Below are 14,564 nucleotides of genomic sequence, written 5' to 3'. Positions count from 1 at the left end.
AAAACACCCCTATAAAATAACTATCTCTTAGAAAATTGACACTTTTTCCGAGCTTTATGTTGACCATATTTCTTACGTTCAACAACACGTGAATCTCTAGTTAAGAACTCACCATTACGTAGTATAGAATGCAAATCTTGGCTTACACTACTTAAAGCTCTGCTTATTCCATGAGCTAGAGCACCTGCTTGACCAGATAGCCCTCCACCTTTTACAGTTGCAAATACATCGTATTTATCCAATGTGGAAGTTGCAACAAATGGCATTTTTACTATTTGGCACACTGACTCTCTTTTAAAATAAGAAATTAGATCGCCTTTTTTGTTAACACTAAATTTTCCACTCCCCGGCTTTATCCATACTCTTGCTACAGATTCTTTTCTTCGGCCTGTAGCATATAAACGACCAAGCGAATCAACTGCTGATTTAATTGTCTTTTCTGACCAATCATTGTTATTTATTGTAGAACTCTTCATTTTTACTCCATTACTTTTTATTTTTACGATTCAAAGAGGCAAAATCTATCTTTTCAGGTTGCTGTCCTTGATGCTTATGTTCTGAACCAGAATAAACATACAAATTTTCAAAGCGTCTACGTGCCATAGGCCCATCATCAAGCATCCTTTTCACTGCCATTTCTATTACACGCTCAGGAAATTTGCCATTTAAAATATTATCTGGAGTAGTTTTCTTCAAACCACCAGAATAACCTGTATGCTTATAGTAAATTTTATCTTTAAGCTTCTTTCCGGTGAAATGCACCTTTTCTGCGTTGATAATAATTACATTATCGCCACAATCCATATGAGGTGTATACTCAGGTTTATGCTTTCCACGTAATAGTGTCGCTACAAATGCTGCGAGCCTTCCTACCACTAATCCTTCTGCATCTATGACAAACCATTTTTTGTCGATTTGTTTCTCTTTTAAGAAAAAAGTTTTCATTGTAATTTAACTAAACAATAGTAAGCTACTATATACTTAATTTCTCAATAGTGTCAACAATATTAGTTATTGATTATTAAAGTAATTTATGTTAGTAATTGAGCTGCGCAACCAATATGCACAGGAAGTAGAATGTTTCGATTGATTATCACACTTGCGATCATTTTTGGTACTATAAGTTGCTATGCAACCGATGTGGGAGAAGTGATAAGCAAAGCCATCAAAAATAGCTCAAAAATAAAGTCTCAATTTTACCAATATAAAAGCGCAGAAAAACACTATAAATCTTCTGGGTTAGCTGGATTTTTACCTGACATTAGTTTGCAATACAATTTTGATAGTAATTTTAATATTATTAACAATTCACAAGGCTCTGGAAAACGCCTGATATTAAGCCAAAGGATAATAGATGGCGGTGGTACCTTTGCCACATTCAGTCGATCAAGCCATCTTCTCAAAGCAGAAAAGATGCGATTTCAGCAATTAAAACAAGAGCTTGCACTTAATGCTGTGAAAGCATATGTTAATGTTTTACAAAAGACAGAAATATTAAAGCTCAGAGAACATAAAGAACGCGTTTCTTTGGAACATTTGTCAGCTATGAAAAAACGCTTTTCCCTTGGAGAGGTAACCAATGCTGAAGTTTTGTTAGCAAAAGCAAAATTTTCGTCTTCTATATCCGAAAGAGTTGATGCTGAAGGTAAATTAAAGTTGGTAAATATTGCTTATTATCATTTGATTGGCGAAGATGCTGATGACCTTTCTGAAGCTAATGATAAACTACCTTCTGTTCCAGAGCTAAATGAATGTTTACAGTTAGCAAAAACCAATAATTTATCTCTAAAAGCAGCAGTTTATCAAAAAAGAGCAGCCGGAATGGAAGTGATTGCTGAAAGCTCCAAGTGGCTTCCTTCTTTAAATCTAAGTGCAAGCAAAAATTTTGGGGAGGATGGTATGAAGGTAGACAAACTATTAGAAAATGTTCATGTAGTTTTTACTCTTGATGTTCCAATCTTTAAGAGAGGAGTTAATGCTTTTGGTGTCAGTAAAGCTAAAATGGATGCAAAAAAATCTACCTACGATTATTATGAAACGGTAAAAAATATAGAACAAGCAGTTGTAAATGCTTGGAATAATGTGTTGACAGCAAAGGCCATTATCAAAGCAAGTCAAGAAGCGGAAAAAGCAGCAGCTCTAGCATTGGAAGGAGTTGAGCAAGAAGTAAACTTAAATTTAAAGAGTACATCTGACCTTTTGGACACTGAAGATGCATTATTTAAAGCACGTTCAGACTTAGTTGAAGCAAAAAGCAATTATGTGATTAGTGTTTACAACTTGCTTTTTATGATAAATAGTATAGACCTCTAAATTTAATGGTATTAGCACTATGCATGATGAACAAGGCAATCAATCTGTAAAAGATATCCTAGAAGATATAAAAAAAGCTATATCGGGTAAAAACGCGAGTAACGATAAAGCAGAAATAAAGGATGAAAATGATGATGTGCTATACCTTGAGGAAGAGTATCCAGAAGAAATAGAAGAAGATGGCAAAAAAGAAAATAATGAAAAAGAGGACATCGATAATGATGACCAAAGTGAGGAAATGGCTTGCAACAATAACCAATTTAATGGCCATAGCTACAATTCAGAAGAAAAAAAAGATATTTATTTGTACGATAATATCCAAATGAGTAATAACAAAGCGAGTAATAGCGGCTTACAAGCGCAAAATAACGATCATCTAATTTTAAAAGAGAATATGGAAGAGATCAAAGCGTTGCTTGGAAAAATGCAAAACGAATTACAGCATAAACAACAAAAAAAAGCGAACCTTACTGTTGAAGAATTAGTTACATCTCTTTTAAAACCTCAGCTCTCAGAATGGCTGAATAAATATCTACATGCACTGGTAAAAGAAGTAGTTGAAAAAGAGCTTAAAGATATAATCAATAATAAGTAGGGTATTAGCAATAAAAACTAGAGTAAAGACGGCTAGAGGCAGAAAACTATCTTCAACAAGGTGGCTACATCGTCATTTGAATGATCAGTATGTGCAAAAAACTAGCAAGGATGGTTATAGGTCACGCTCAGCATATAAGCTGGTAGAAATGGATAACAAATTTAAATTATTCCAAGAAGGGCAAAAAATTATTGATCTTGGTGCTTCTCCTGGTGGATGGTCACAAGTTGCATCTCAGAAAGGTGCAAATGTGGTTGCTCTTGACATAAAACCAATGAACGCAATTAATGGAGTAGAGTTTATACAATGTGATATTATCAATGAGTTTGAAATTTTAAGAGAAAAATTCAAGGATCAAAAATTTGATGTAATTTTATCTGACATGGCGCCCGAATCTTGTGGTTTAAAATCGTTGGATCATATCAGAATTATGCTTTTATGTGAGGCAGCGCTCAATTTTGCAAAGCATTTCTTGAGCCATGGTGGCACGTTTGTAGTAAAAATTTTCCAAGGAGAATCTGATAAAGATTTTTGTAACGAGCTAAAAAAAATGTTTAAAACAGTAAAATACTTTAAACCAAAGTCAAGTAGATCTGAATCTACAGAAATGTATTTGGTAAGTTTAGGCTTTATTGGCAGCAGACTTTCTATATAATATTAATCCAGGTAGCCCACAGAAACGAAAAAACTTCCTTGACAAACTCCGCCAGCCCCCTTATCATGAAACTGAAGCTATTGTATTTGCTTTCGCCAATCTGCAGATTAAAAGGTAAGGATTACTTAATGTATCGGCGTCTTATGTTCAATTTTTTGCAGTATATAGATACTGTATGTCTTTACAAAACTTCATCTACATCTAGATTTTTATCTAAATAAGCTGAACGCGCTTATAAAGCGTTACAAGACATCAAAAAATGCCAATACTCGACAGAGATAGTAAAAGACTAGCTAACTCGGGGATTCTTTGTCTTTTTTTCTGCTTAGTAAATTTCTTAAACATTTGCAGCTAAATCTTGCTTGTCAAGCGTTTAAAACATAAAAAACGCCAATATTTTAAAGCAGATAATAACCCCAGGGCTTCTTTTGCCTTTTTTTTTATTTGGTAAATTTCTTAAATATTTATAGCTAAACGACAATCGTCATCCCAGCGGGATCTGGAGATACCGCGGCGGTATGACGGTTCGTGGCGGCATGAAGATAAGCTCGTCATCCCGCTGCTTGTTAGCGGGATCTCTTGTTAGCGCCGCGGCGGTATGACGTAGGACTGCTGTCATTCTGCTACTTGTTAGCGGATGAGATACCGCGAATGAATCGCGGTATGACGGTTCGCGGTGGCATGATGTAGGACTGCTGTGACACCATTATAGAATGAACCAGTGTCAGCTACTTGCATAGAAAATGTTTATGACTAATTTTTAGATCAAACATGGAATTTCGACAAACTTAACTTTTTTGTGAGACTGTTCAGCAATAATAAATAAATTGAGAGGAAAGGTTATGGCAATAAAAAAGGAAAAGTTTTTTGAAATAATAAATGAGGTAAGCAAGAGTGAAGGTTTAAATGAGAATAATTTACTTGAAAGAATAGGAAGTGAGCTAAAAGATGCAGACTCAATAGTATATAGCACTTATAACAATTTGAAGATAGATAAGATGTTCCGTGTATCAGATTCATACAAAATTGTAACTTATACATTGTTACATCTTGCTGTGGAATGTAACAGTGTACCAATAGTAAAACTCCTACTAGCAAAGGGAGTAAAAGTTAATGAACCAATATATGAACTTGATGGAGCTAAGTCTCAATTAACTGCTTTGCACATTGCTGCTTTGCATGGTCATCAAGAGATAGTTCAGCTTTTATTGAATAATGACGCAAATCTTTTACTAAAAGATAGTCAAGGCCGAACTCCAAGGGATATTGTCGGTGATGTAAAAGGTAAAAAGGCTATAATAGAAATGTTAGAGGAAGGAGAACAACGTTATGCTGAGGCAGGAGCTACGAGAAGACAAAATAGACAAGGCACTTTACCGCAGCCTAATAATAAAACTCCAGGAAATTTAGCTGTGAACGGAAATAACGCAACTGCTGCAGTGCAAGCATGTAATGCAAGAGATCAGGAAGAGAACAACGGAACTACACCAAACAACAGAAAAATCTATGTACAAGATGAGGATGAACAGACTTCTTCAAACTCAATCATTAATGAAAACAATACAGACAAAGTAGATGATACATTAGAAAGAGAACAGGCTCTAAGAGAAAGAAATGCTGTGGAGCAAAAGTTGCAAGAGGTAGAACAAAGACTTGCCAATAATCAGAAGCGCATAGAACAAACCGGTCATAATCAACATTCGGAACAATACGGTGCTACATATAATGGTGAACAGACCTTTTTAGATTCGACTATTGATGAAAGTAATAGTAGCGACAGTGGAATAAATATAGCATTTCTCATAATAGTCCGAACAGGTCATAGGAAGGCAGAATCAACAGCACGACGAAAGGATTCGAATAGAGGAATGTTTTTCCTGGCTCTGTTTTTTATAGCAAACCAATGATGCTCAATTTTGTTGAAATCTGGAGAATAAGGCGGCAGATACAAAATTTCTGCACCAACCCCTTTAGCAAGCTCGATAATCTTATCAGACTTATGAAAAGTAGCATTGTCAAGAATGACAGTCTGTCCAGGTTCCAAGATCGGTGTCAAAAATTGCTCAAACCATCCATTAAAAACATCCATATTACAGTGGCCTTCAAAGGTTAACGGAACAACTATCTTTCTTCCACTTAAGGCTGCAACCATACTGATTCGTTGAGTTTTCTTTCCAGATTTTAAGGCATAAAACCGCTGTCCTTTCTGGCAATATCCGTAGGGGTAGTCTTCGGTGTTATCAATGCCAGACTCATCTATATACACTAAGTTTTTAGGTTCTTTTGTCGCTATAATTTTCAAAAATTCAGCACGTTTTTCTTCGTTTCTTTCCTTGTATCCATATGTCTTTTTTTGCGCGTAAATCCAATTTTTTTAAGGGCTCGATAGATCGTTTGGATACTAACGTTGTTCCAAAGTTTAGCCATTTCCGATAGAGTCTTTCCTCCGTGTTCTCTGGCAAATTTGGCAAAGGTATCCCAGTCGGTAATTTTGTGATTGTAACCCCCATTTCCAAGTTTTTTTGATTGAAAGTCTCCTGTTTCTTTTCTTCTTTGCTGCCACTCCCATAAAGTAGTTCTTCCAATCTTAAATCTTGCTGCCACTGTTTCTCTGCTTTCTCCTTCGTCTAGCGCTTCCATTGCTTTTTTTCTTAAATCATAACTATATGCTGCTGGCATTCAACCTCCTTATCATCATCTACCCTTATCCTATCACATCCGGACTTTTATGGAAAGAGCTATATCTGATTCATGTAGTCGAAAACTAATTGTAACTTTATTCCAGACTTAGTATTGCTTTCATAGCCACTGTAGCTAGTACCATAACCTTTATACATCTCTTCCATACTGTTAGGTAGAGTAATATAGCTACTGTCCAATAATTTAACACTATTAAATTGCTGTAAGATTTTGCAATCAACTTGCAAGATATTTTTAAAGAGAATCACAGATTCATTATACATCCTTTTCATAAATTCCACTGCTTCTTCAGTAAATCTAAAATCCAAACCTTGTTTTGTTATATCTATCGAGTCCTCGTTTAGTAATTGACACATTGTTTCTACGCTACAATTATCAACTCCTATATTACCCAAGACCATGGCTTTTACGAATGATGAACCTTTTAGCTTTCTCTTTCTTTTTATAAACCTTGTTGTAATTGAGATTTTCTCTGCTTTTTCATTAAAAAATTCTTTGAGCTTTTTTGATAAGCAAGTTATTTTATTCATTGGTTCTCTCACTAAAAGTATATCTGGGAGAACTTATACCTTATTATTCTATCTCTTTCATACCTTTATTTCCTTAACTTGACGCGTATGGTGAGTAAGATAGTATTGGCTACTGCAATGATGTCTAAAAATCAAGAGAAGAGAACACTTAAGTATTATTTTAGTGATGTAGGGGGCTACGTTGAGTTTTTCAATTGTTTGAATGCAATAAGAGTTGATGTTGTATACGAAGCTGGTTATGACAATGTTCCTGAGCAGATAAAACTAGGTATTATGCGGCATGTTTCTGCTCTTTACAAAAATCGTGAATCGGAGGTAAGTAGCCATTTATCTGAAGTGAAGAAGGTTTGTTCTCCGTTTCGCGAACCAAAGGTTGTGTTGTAGCTCTTTCTTGTCATCCAAACTGGGCTACTACGTCATACCGTTACGGATAGATCCCGCTAACAAGCAGCGGGATGACGAGGTATAAACCTTATCGTCATACCGCCGCGGTATCTCAGCCGCTAACACGTAGCGGAATGACAGCAGTCCTACGTCATACCGTCACGGATAGATCCCGCTAACAAGTAGCGGGATGACGAGGTATAAACCTTATCGTCATACCGCGATTCATTCGCGGTATCTCTTAACATAGATCCCGCTAACAAGCAGCGGGATGACGAGTTTCTATATATCTTTTGAGGGTCAATCATGGAAAAAATTCAAGCTATAAACGAGTTGTACAATAGCGTTTATGAAGCACTAAAAGCAAATTCTGATTTAAGAAAATATGTTACTAACATTTATGACTACTTACCTAAACAGGTCACCATTCCTTACTTGAGATTGCGCGCAGTGAATTATAGCAACCTGCATATGCTGTCCAATTTTGCTACAAAGGCAAGATTTTCATGCGACATATATACTTATCATATAAACAGTATGTTTGCCATTATAAGGCATATTAACTTGATACTTAAGAGCATTGAAGATTTTAATAATGAGGTCATTTTAGAAAGTAATTGTGCTATGGATCAGCACGATGAAATTTTACATTCAACAATTAATTTTGATATTTTAATAAAAGGAGGTGATAATGAGCAAATTACAGCTAAAAATTAAAGATCATGACAATAATTTTATTGTGTGAAATAATATACGAAACCTAAGGTTTACTTTGCGTAATAACAGAGAAGAGGTAAAAGATATTTCTTCTTTTGGCTGGAGAAAAGTATTGGATTCTGCTGGAAGCAGACATATTACGATAAAAATTAATGGAATTTTAGACTCTGTATTAGCTGATGAATTATTACGTAATTCTGCTATATTAAACTCTAATAATGATTATGAAATTAGTTTTAACACTAAGGAAAAAATCAGGCTTAGGTGTTCAGTTGAATTGTATGAGAGGTATTATGATCCTGTTACTTTTGACAGTTTTACTGTCGTTTTAACTAGTGCTGAAGTTGTAAAAGCTTTTCATTAATGTTAATTTAATTTTTTCATATACAATAGTAACTGGTGAGAATTTTAACTAAATTAAAAAAAATCATGAACGACAAAGACCTTTTCGAGGAAGACGGTGATAATATTGAAGAAAATAACGATGATAAAAGAGAGAGAAGTTTAGAAAATGAAAATCAGCAAAATCAAGAAGAACAACACAAAGAGGAAGATAAGCAATACATAATACAGTATATTCAAGAATATTTAAAAGCTTTTGAGGATATTCTAAATCAGATCGACGAAGGGATTGACAATTTAGATAGTTACGAAAGGACTATGCAAATAAAGCGAAGTATAGATAGGCTCATAGAGACTTTATATAGTCAGGCTGCGTCCGAAGATATTGATGCAGAATTTGAAACCACAAAGCATACTCGCGATAAATCAGAATCTATGAAAAGAGTTAGAGAGAAAAGAAGGAAGCAAGCAATAGAAGAAGTGTTAAGTAGCATGTTTGCCCAGCAACAGAAGGAGTTAATGAACGCTAAACACTTAAGTCATGGACATGAAACAACACATGATGATGAAGCAAAGAAACGAGTGAAGTCTTCAATCAGGGGAGTGTTGTTTTCGGTGATTGCTCATAGGATGGATCCAAGAAGGAGGGCAGGGGAAACTGCTGACGGTAACGAAAAGCAAGCTCATATACATGGCAGGGAAGCAGTTGGTGGAGTTTTAGGTGCATTGTTAAAAACATTTTTAACAGCAGTTACTGCCATTGTGCGCGAAATTGCTAAACCACTTCAGAAACAGGAAACATCTTTTGCAAAACAAGTTGAAGAAAGCAGAAACGCAGATTCACAAAAGGGTCGATCTGTGTAGATTTCTCCTTGTAATAATCTTTCGATTCTACTGTCTGTTATAGCTCTTTCCATAAAAGTCCGGATGTGATAGGATAAGGGTAGATGATGATAAGGAGGTTGAATGCCAGCAGCATATAGTTATGATTTAAGAAAAAAAGCAATGGAAGCGCTAGACGAAGGAGAAAGCAGAGAAACAGTGGCAGCAAGATTTAAGATTGGAAGAACTACTTTATGGGAGTGGCAGCAAAGAAGAAAAGAAACAGGAGACTTTCAATCAAAAAAACTTGGAAATGGGGGTTACAATCACAAAATTACCGACTGGGATACCTTTGCCAAATTTGCCAGAGAACACGGAGGAAAGACTCTATCGGAAATGGCTAAACTTTGGAACAACGTTAGTATCCAAACGATCTATCGAGCCCTTAAAAAAATTGGATTTACGCGCAAAAAAAGACATATGGATACAAGGAAAGAAACGAAGAAAAACGTGCTGAATTTTTGAAAATTATAGCGACAAAAGAACCTAAAAACTTAGTGTATATAGATGAGTCTGGCATTGATAACACCGAAGACTACCCCTACGGATATTGCCAGAAAGGACAGCGGTTTTATGCCTTAAAATCTGGAAAGAAAACTCAACGAATCAGTATGGTTGCAGCCTTAAGTGGAAGAAAGATAGTTGTTCCGTTAACCTTTGAAGGCCACTGTAATATGGATGTTTTTAATGGATGGTTTGAGCAATTTTTGACACCGATCTTGGAACCTGGACAGACTGTCATTCTTGACCATACGCGTCAAGTTAAGAGATTGTGAGCAAATTTAGAGAGGTTAAAGTGGATACTCTAGCCCTTCTACGTTTGTCTTTTAATGAAAATCGCGACCAAGTTATAGTGAGTTTTTTAAGAAATGCTTTTAAACTATTAATTTTGGTTAATACTAAAAATAACTCTCTAACCCGCCTTTTTAGCTCAATAAATGCCTTTGTTAAGCTAAGTTCTGTATTCTTTTTCACTTCTGTGCAACCAACTATGCCGTGAAATATAAGAATTGCGCACAATTTAGCATATAGTTCACATAATACTCTGCATGGCTTTCCTTTTAGCTTATCAAGCCTGATATGGCTTTTATACAATTTAAATAATAACTCAATTTGCCACCTTACTCTGTAAATCGTTAATACTTGCTCAGCACTAATTTTATTTTCTGGAACATTAGTTATAAATATTGACCAGTTCAACAATTTTTGATTTCTTTTAGAGGATGTATATCCCTGCGATCTTGCTAATCTATTAGCTTTCCTTCTTCTGGCCATAGACTGTTCTTCAGTTAGTTTCTGACATATAATTCTTACTCTAATTTTTGCTTCTTTTCCTAACAATACCTCGTTTTCTAAAAATAACTTATCCTCTAAACATTCTAATAACTCCATTTTTTGATTTGTTTCTACATCATATATGTTGGTATCGGATTTATAACGACTTATGAAATAAGCTCCTATTTCATTGATTTGTTTAAAAGAACTTGGCACAAAATAACCGAGATCAGATATTAGCAAATCATTGCTTAATATATTACTTAAATGTTTCCTATATCCCTGGTCTGATCTTACCCCCTCCGTTAAATTAAGTTGGTCTATTATCTGATTCATGTAGTCGAAAACTAATTGTAACTTTATTCCAGACTTAGTATTGCTTTCATAGCCACTGTAGCTAGTACCATAACCTTTATACATCTCTTCCATACTGTTAGGTAGAGTAATATAGCTACTGTCCAATAATTTAACACTATTAAATTGCTGTAAGATTTTGCAATCAACTTGCAAGATATTTTTAAAGAGAATCACAGATTCATTATACATCCTTTTCATAAATTCCACTGCTTCTTCAGTAAATCTAAAATCCAAACCTTGTTTTGTTATATCTATCGAGTCCTCGTTTAGTAATTGACACATTGTTTCTACGCTACAATTATCAACTCCTATATTACCCAAGACCATGGCTTTTACGAATGATGAACCTTTTAGCTTTCTCTTTCTTTTTATAAACCTTGTTGTAATTGAGATTTTCTCTGCTTTTTCATTAAAAAATTCTTTGAGCTTTTTTGATAAGCAAGTTATTTTATTCATTGGTTCTCTCACTAAAAGTATATCTGGGAGAACTTATACCTTATTATTCTATCTCTTTCATACCTTTATTTCCTTAACTTGACGCGTATGCTGTAAGCAACGATGTAGACTAGAGCGAGTCAAGTGTGGGATTGAGGTTTGGAAAGCGTAGAGACAATCATCTAATGGCAATAGAGTATGCTTACGAAATGCAACAATTACAGCCTCCTCTTCTAAAGTTAAAACAGTTGATCTTGCATGCTTCGGACCCATATCAGCGTCTTTGGCAAAAGACCGTTTTCTCCATTTAATGATAGTTTTTGGATTAAGGTTATAGTACCTGGAGAGTTTTGCTATGCTCTCTTTACTATTTTGTATTGCTCTACGAATTGTCTCTGTTGTTTTGGCGCACCCATGTAATATTTGTCCCATAATTCCTCCTTTGATGGTATTGTTTTCTCATATTTTATCATACCATCACACTCTGGGACCATACATCCCCCCCTCCCCCCCTAATTCCTATATCAAACCTTTCTTTACTAGATTATATAGTCAATATAAAAAGCCATATAAAATTGCTTCCACTGCTGCCATGAGGAAATTGCTTATTCTTGCTAACTCTTTAGTCAGAGATGACAGGGTTTTTACTGAGGAATATAACTCTCTGTCTGTTTCTATCTAAGAGCCAGTATAGCTGTGGATAAGCACGTTTATACAGATAAAAGTATAGCTCTTTCCATAAAAGTCCGGATGTGATAGGATAAGGGTAGATGATGATAAGGAGGTTGAATGCCAGCAGCATATAGTTATGATTTAAGAAAAAAAGCAATGGAAGCGCTAGACGAAGGAGAAAGCAGAGAAACAGTGGCAGCAAGATTTAAGATTGGAAGAACTACTTTATGGGAGTGGCAGCAAAGAAGAAAAGAAACAGGAGACTTTCAATCAAAAAAACTTGGAAATGGGGGTTACAATCACAAAATTACCGACTGGGATACCTTTGCCAAATTTGCCAGAGAACACGGAGGAAAGACTCTATCGGAAATGGCTAAACTTTGGAACAACGTTAGTATCCAAACGATCTATCGAGCCCTTAAAAAAATTGGATTTACGCGCAAAAAAAGACATATGGATACAAGGAAAGAAACGAAGAAAAACGTGCTGAATTTTTGAAAATTATAGCGACAAAAGAACCTAAAAACTTAGTGTATATAGATGAGTCTGGCATTGATAACACCGAAGACTACCCCTACGGATATTGCCAGAAAGGACAGCGGTTTTATGCCTTAAAATCTGGAAAGAAAACTCAACGAATCAGTATGGTTGCAGCCTTAAGTGGAAGAAAGATAGTTGTTCCGTTAACCTTTGAAGGCCACTGTAATATGGATGTTTTTAATGGATGGTTTGAGCAATTTTTGACACCGATCTTGGAACCTGGACAGACTGTCATTCTTGACAATGCTACTTTTCATAAGTCTGATAAGATTATCGAGCTTGCTAAAGGGGTTGGTGCAGAAATTTTGTATCTGCCGCCTTATTCTCCAGATTTCAACAAAATTGAGCATCATTGGTTTGCTATAAAAAACAGAGCCAGGAAAAACATTCCTCTATTCGAATCCTTTCGTCGTGCTGTTGATTCTGCCTTCCTATGACCTGTTCGGACTATTATGAGAAATGCTATACTTATCCACAGCTACATCAATTTTTCTATTGACTTTTAACACAACTGCTAAACAGATACATTCGTCATCCCGCTACGTGTTAGCGGCCAAGATACCGCGGCGGTATGACGTGGGAAACCTGACTTGCATTAACTATAAAATAGTGGTTTATATAAACCCCATAGCATGCCGAATGAAGCTTTTTTTGAGAAAATTTGAATTTTCAACTGCAATCAAGCCAAGATTTCTTAGTGCTTTAGCGCAGAATATTCTGTTGGAGAACATCCTATTTAATCCATCAGTTGCAAGCGCCATTGTAAAATTATCAAAGTATCTGTTACGTGAAATTTTCTTTAATAAATAACTACTGCCAACATCAATACCAGATGCTTTTGCGGCAACTACGTGCTTTATAATACTTTCTACATCTCTAATTCCAAGATTAAGCCCTTGACCTGCAACTGGATGAATTGAATGTGCTGCATCGCCGATAAGCAAAACTCTACCCTTATATAACTTTTTTGCGAAAACAAAACTTAAAGGATAAAGTTTTCTTTCACCCTCTAGTTTTATCTCTCCTAAATAAGAACCAAATCTTTTTTTAAGCTCTATAATAAATTCTTCTTCAGACAGATCCATTAGCATTTTTGAAATTTCAGATTTTTCTGTCCAGACTATTGAAGAAGTATGGCCACCCTTCATCGGTAGAATTGCAAATGGACCGCCAGGAAAAAAACGCTCTACAGCTAAGTTTTGGTGATGCAGTTCATGCTTTACATTAAATACTATGCTACTTTGTTTATAATCAAATTTCACTGTCGGTATAGAAAATAACTCTGGTAGTTTAGAGTTTTTGCCTTCAGCGCAGATAAGTAGCGATGATATTAATTCCTGGTTATTATCAAGAATAACTTCCACATATCCTGAATCACAAGCAATTGTTTTATAGGAATGTGGAGAGTATATATTTAGTTTATTCAGAAAATTATTGTTGATTGCATTCCATATAGTAGCATTGTTAATAACATAACCCATTGGCTCTTCACCAACCATTTTATGATTGTAATGCACAGTAACCGCATCTAATATGCATATATCAAGTATTGGCTCAGCTTCGCTTTCTATAAACTGCCAAATCCCTAATTTTTCCAATATTTTTTTCGAGCCTTGAGAAATAGCAAATGCTCGGTTGTCATCTACTACACGTGGCAAACTATTTTTTTCAATTACAGCTACAGACACAGAGTTACAACTGAGGCCAATTGCAGTAATAAGACCAAGCAACCCACCACCTGAAATGATTACATCATAATTCATTTTATTTACGCTAATTGTAAAATTATATTTTATCTATTTTGAAAATAGTTTAAACAAACTTTGTATACTATGAGTAAAAGACTTTAAGGTTTTCCTATATACAAATTAAGTCTCTTAGAACCTGTCTTGAAAATGGCTAAGCATAGAAGTAATCATATTAGATTTCTTGCATAACCCAAACTAAGTAGAAAAAAGGCAACTCCCCTGTCATCCCAGTAGCCCTCTTCTTGTCATCCCAGTGCGTGACACTGGGATCTCATTTTACTTTATAATGATGTCATGGAAGTAGCTGACACTGGAATTCAGAAAAAAGGATGATGTCATTCCAGTCTGGAATCCAGCCTTTCCATAATCATCAAAACGTTGTATTTTAACATAAAACAGCTATTTTTATACTTAATAAA

Annotated in this window: 14 protein-coding genes and 3 pseudogenes; 10 read left to right on the top strand and 7 right to left on the bottom strand. The window is 35.3% G+C overall.

Features of this window, described 5'->3' with window-relative positions; translation table 11 throughout:
• Positions 1-20: 20 nt before the first annotated feature.
• Positions 21-476 (bottom strand): 30S ribosomal protein S9, encoded by a 456-nt coding sequence (rpsI, locus tag ACQH2Q_RS03995; RefSeq protein ID WP_006279875.1) that lies wholly within the window; start codon positions 474-476, stop codon positions 21-23.
• A 10-nt stretch (positions 477-486) separates the two neighbouring features.
• Complete coding sequence (gene rplM, locus ACQH2Q_RS03990; RefSeq protein ID WP_253302273.1) at positions 487-945, bottom strand: 50S ribosomal protein L13; 459 nt, start codon at positions 943-945, stop codon at positions 487-489.
• Between the two features lie 132 nt (positions 946-1,077).
• Between rplM and ACQH2Q_RS03985 the strand changes: the two genes are divergently transcribed.
• The 4 genes from ACQH2Q_RS03985 to ACQH2Q_RS03970 all read left to right on the top strand — a co-directional run bounded on the left by ACQH2Q_RS03985 (position 1,078) and on the right by ACQH2Q_RS03970 (position 5,470).
• Positions 1,078-2,313, top strand: a complete 1,236-nt coding sequence (locus ACQH2Q_RS03985; protein ID WP_264339280.1) for a TolC family protein — start codon at positions 1,078-1,080, stop codon at positions 2,311-2,313.
• A gap of 19 nt (positions 2,314-2,332) precedes the next feature.
• Positions 2,333-2,908 carry a PopZ family protein gene (locus ACQH2Q_RS03980; RefSeq protein ID WP_010082598.1) on the top strand — a complete coding sequence of 192 codons (576 nt, stop codon included), beginning with the start codon at positions 2,333-2,335 and terminating at the stop codon, positions 2,906-2,908.
• A 76-nt stretch (positions 2,909-2,984) separates the two neighbouring features.
• Positions 2,985-3,563: an RlmE family RNA methyltransferase gene (locus ACQH2Q_RS03975; RefSeq protein WP_015588787.1), complete on the top strand. Its 579-nt coding sequence runs from the start codon at positions 2,985-2,987 to the stop codon at positions 3,561-3,563.
• An 842-nt stretch (positions 3,564-4,405) separates the two neighbouring features.
• Positions 4,406-5,470, top strand: coding sequence for an ankyrin repeat domain-containing protein (locus ACQH2Q_RS03970; protein WP_425383380.1), 1,065 nt, complete (start codon positions 4,406-4,408; stop codon positions 5,468-5,470).
• Here ACQH2Q_RS03970 and ACQH2Q_RS03965 read toward each other — a convergent pair.
• Together ACQH2Q_RS03965 and ACQH2Q_RS03960 are read right to left on the bottom strand one after the other, a co-directional pair.
• Positions 5,383-6,242 (bottom strand): IS630 family transposase gene (locus tag ACQH2Q_RS03965; RefSeq protein WP_264705388.1). Its coding sequence is split into 2 segments (ribosomal slippage): positions 5,383-5,918 and positions 5,918-6,242, totalling 861 coding nucleotides; the frame shifts between segments, so codons are not numbered across the junction. The genes ACQH2Q_RS03970 and ACQH2Q_RS03965 overlap by 88 nt on opposite strands.
• A gap of 65 nt (positions 6,243-6,307) precedes the next feature.
• Positions 6,308-6,793, bottom strand: a pseudogene (locus ACQH2Q_RS03960) (IS4 family transposase); the annotation flags it as partial.
• A gap of 87 nt (positions 6,794-6,880) precedes the next feature.
• Here ACQH2Q_RS03960 and ACQH2Q_RS03955 point away from each other — a divergent pair.
• From ACQH2Q_RS03955 to ACQH2Q_RS03935, 5 genes and pseudogenes are all read left to right on the top strand, one after another.
• Positions 6,881-7,177, top strand: a complete 297-nt coding sequence (locus tag ACQH2Q_RS03955) for a head-tail connector protein (protein ID WP_425383379.1) — start codon at positions 6,881-6,883, stop codon at positions 7,175-7,177.
• A 306-nt stretch (positions 7,178-7,483) separates the two neighbouring features.
• Positions 7,484-7,894, top strand: coding sequence for a DUF3168 domain-containing protein (locus ACQH2Q_RS03950; RefSeq protein ID WP_341817668.1), 411 nt, complete (start codon positions 7,484-7,486; stop codon positions 7,892-7,894).
• A 34-nt stretch (positions 7,895-7,928) separates the two neighbouring features.
• The gene (locus ACQH2Q_RS03945) at positions 7,929-8,258 is read left to right on the top strand and encodes a phage tail tube protein (protein WP_425383618.1); all 330 of its coding nucleotides are present in this window, start codon (positions 7,929-7,931) and stop codon (positions 8,256-8,258) included.
• Positions 8,259-8,323: 65 nt separating this feature from the next.
• Positions 8,324-9,100: a hypothetical protein gene (locus ACQH2Q_RS03940; protein WP_264339289.1), complete on the top strand. Its 777-nt coding sequence runs from the start codon at positions 8,324-8,326 to the stop codon at positions 9,098-9,100.
• 102 nt (positions 9,101-9,202) lie between these two features.
• Positions 9,203-9,870, top strand: a pseudogene (locus ACQH2Q_RS03935) (IS630 family transposase); the annotation flags it as partial.
• Between the two features lie 10 nt (positions 9,871-9,880).
• On the opposite strand, the gene ACQH2Q_RS03930 reads toward ACQH2Q_RS03935, so the two are convergent.
• Both ACQH2Q_RS03930 and ACQH2Q_RS03925 read right to left on the bottom strand, forming a co-directional pair.
• A complete protein-coding gene (locus ACQH2Q_RS03930; protein ID WP_264339118.1) occupies positions 9,881-11,206 on the bottom strand; it encodes an IS4 family transposase in 1,326 nt (441 codons plus the stop codon).
• A gap of 90 nt (positions 11,207-11,296) precedes the next feature.
• Positions 11,297-11,617, bottom strand: a pseudogene (locus ACQH2Q_RS03925) (IS481 family transposase); the annotation flags it as partial.
• A 357-nt stretch (positions 11,618-11,974) separates the two neighbouring features.
• Between ACQH2Q_RS03925 and ACQH2Q_RS03920 the strand changes: the two are divergent.
• Positions 11,975-12,834 (top strand): IS630 family transposase gene (locus tag ACQH2Q_RS03920; protein WP_264705388.1). Its coding sequence is split into 2 segments (ribosomal slippage): positions 11,975-12,299 and positions 12,299-12,834, totalling 861 coding nucleotides; the frame shifts between segments, so codons are not numbered across the junction.
• A gap of 177 nt (positions 12,835-13,011) precedes the next feature.
• Here the strand turns inward: ACQH2Q_RS03920 and ubiH are convergent.
• Positions 13,012-14,160, bottom strand: coding sequence for a 2-octaprenyl-6-methoxyphenyl hydroxylase (gene ubiH / locus ACQH2Q_RS03915; protein WP_182309156.1), 1,149 nt, complete (start codon positions 14,158-14,160; stop codon positions 13,012-13,014).
• Between the last annotated feature and the right edge of the window lie 404 nt (positions 14,161-14,564).

The organism is Wolbachia endosymbiont (group A) of Melieria omissa, from assembly GCF_964031125.1.
GTDB classification, from domain to species: domain Bacteria; phylum Pseudomonadota; class Alphaproteobacteria; order Rickettsiales; family Anaplasmataceae; genus Wolbachia; species Wolbachia pipientis.
Note: the sequence above shows the minus strand (reverse complement) of the source record. Positions and strands in the feature narration are given on the sequence as shown.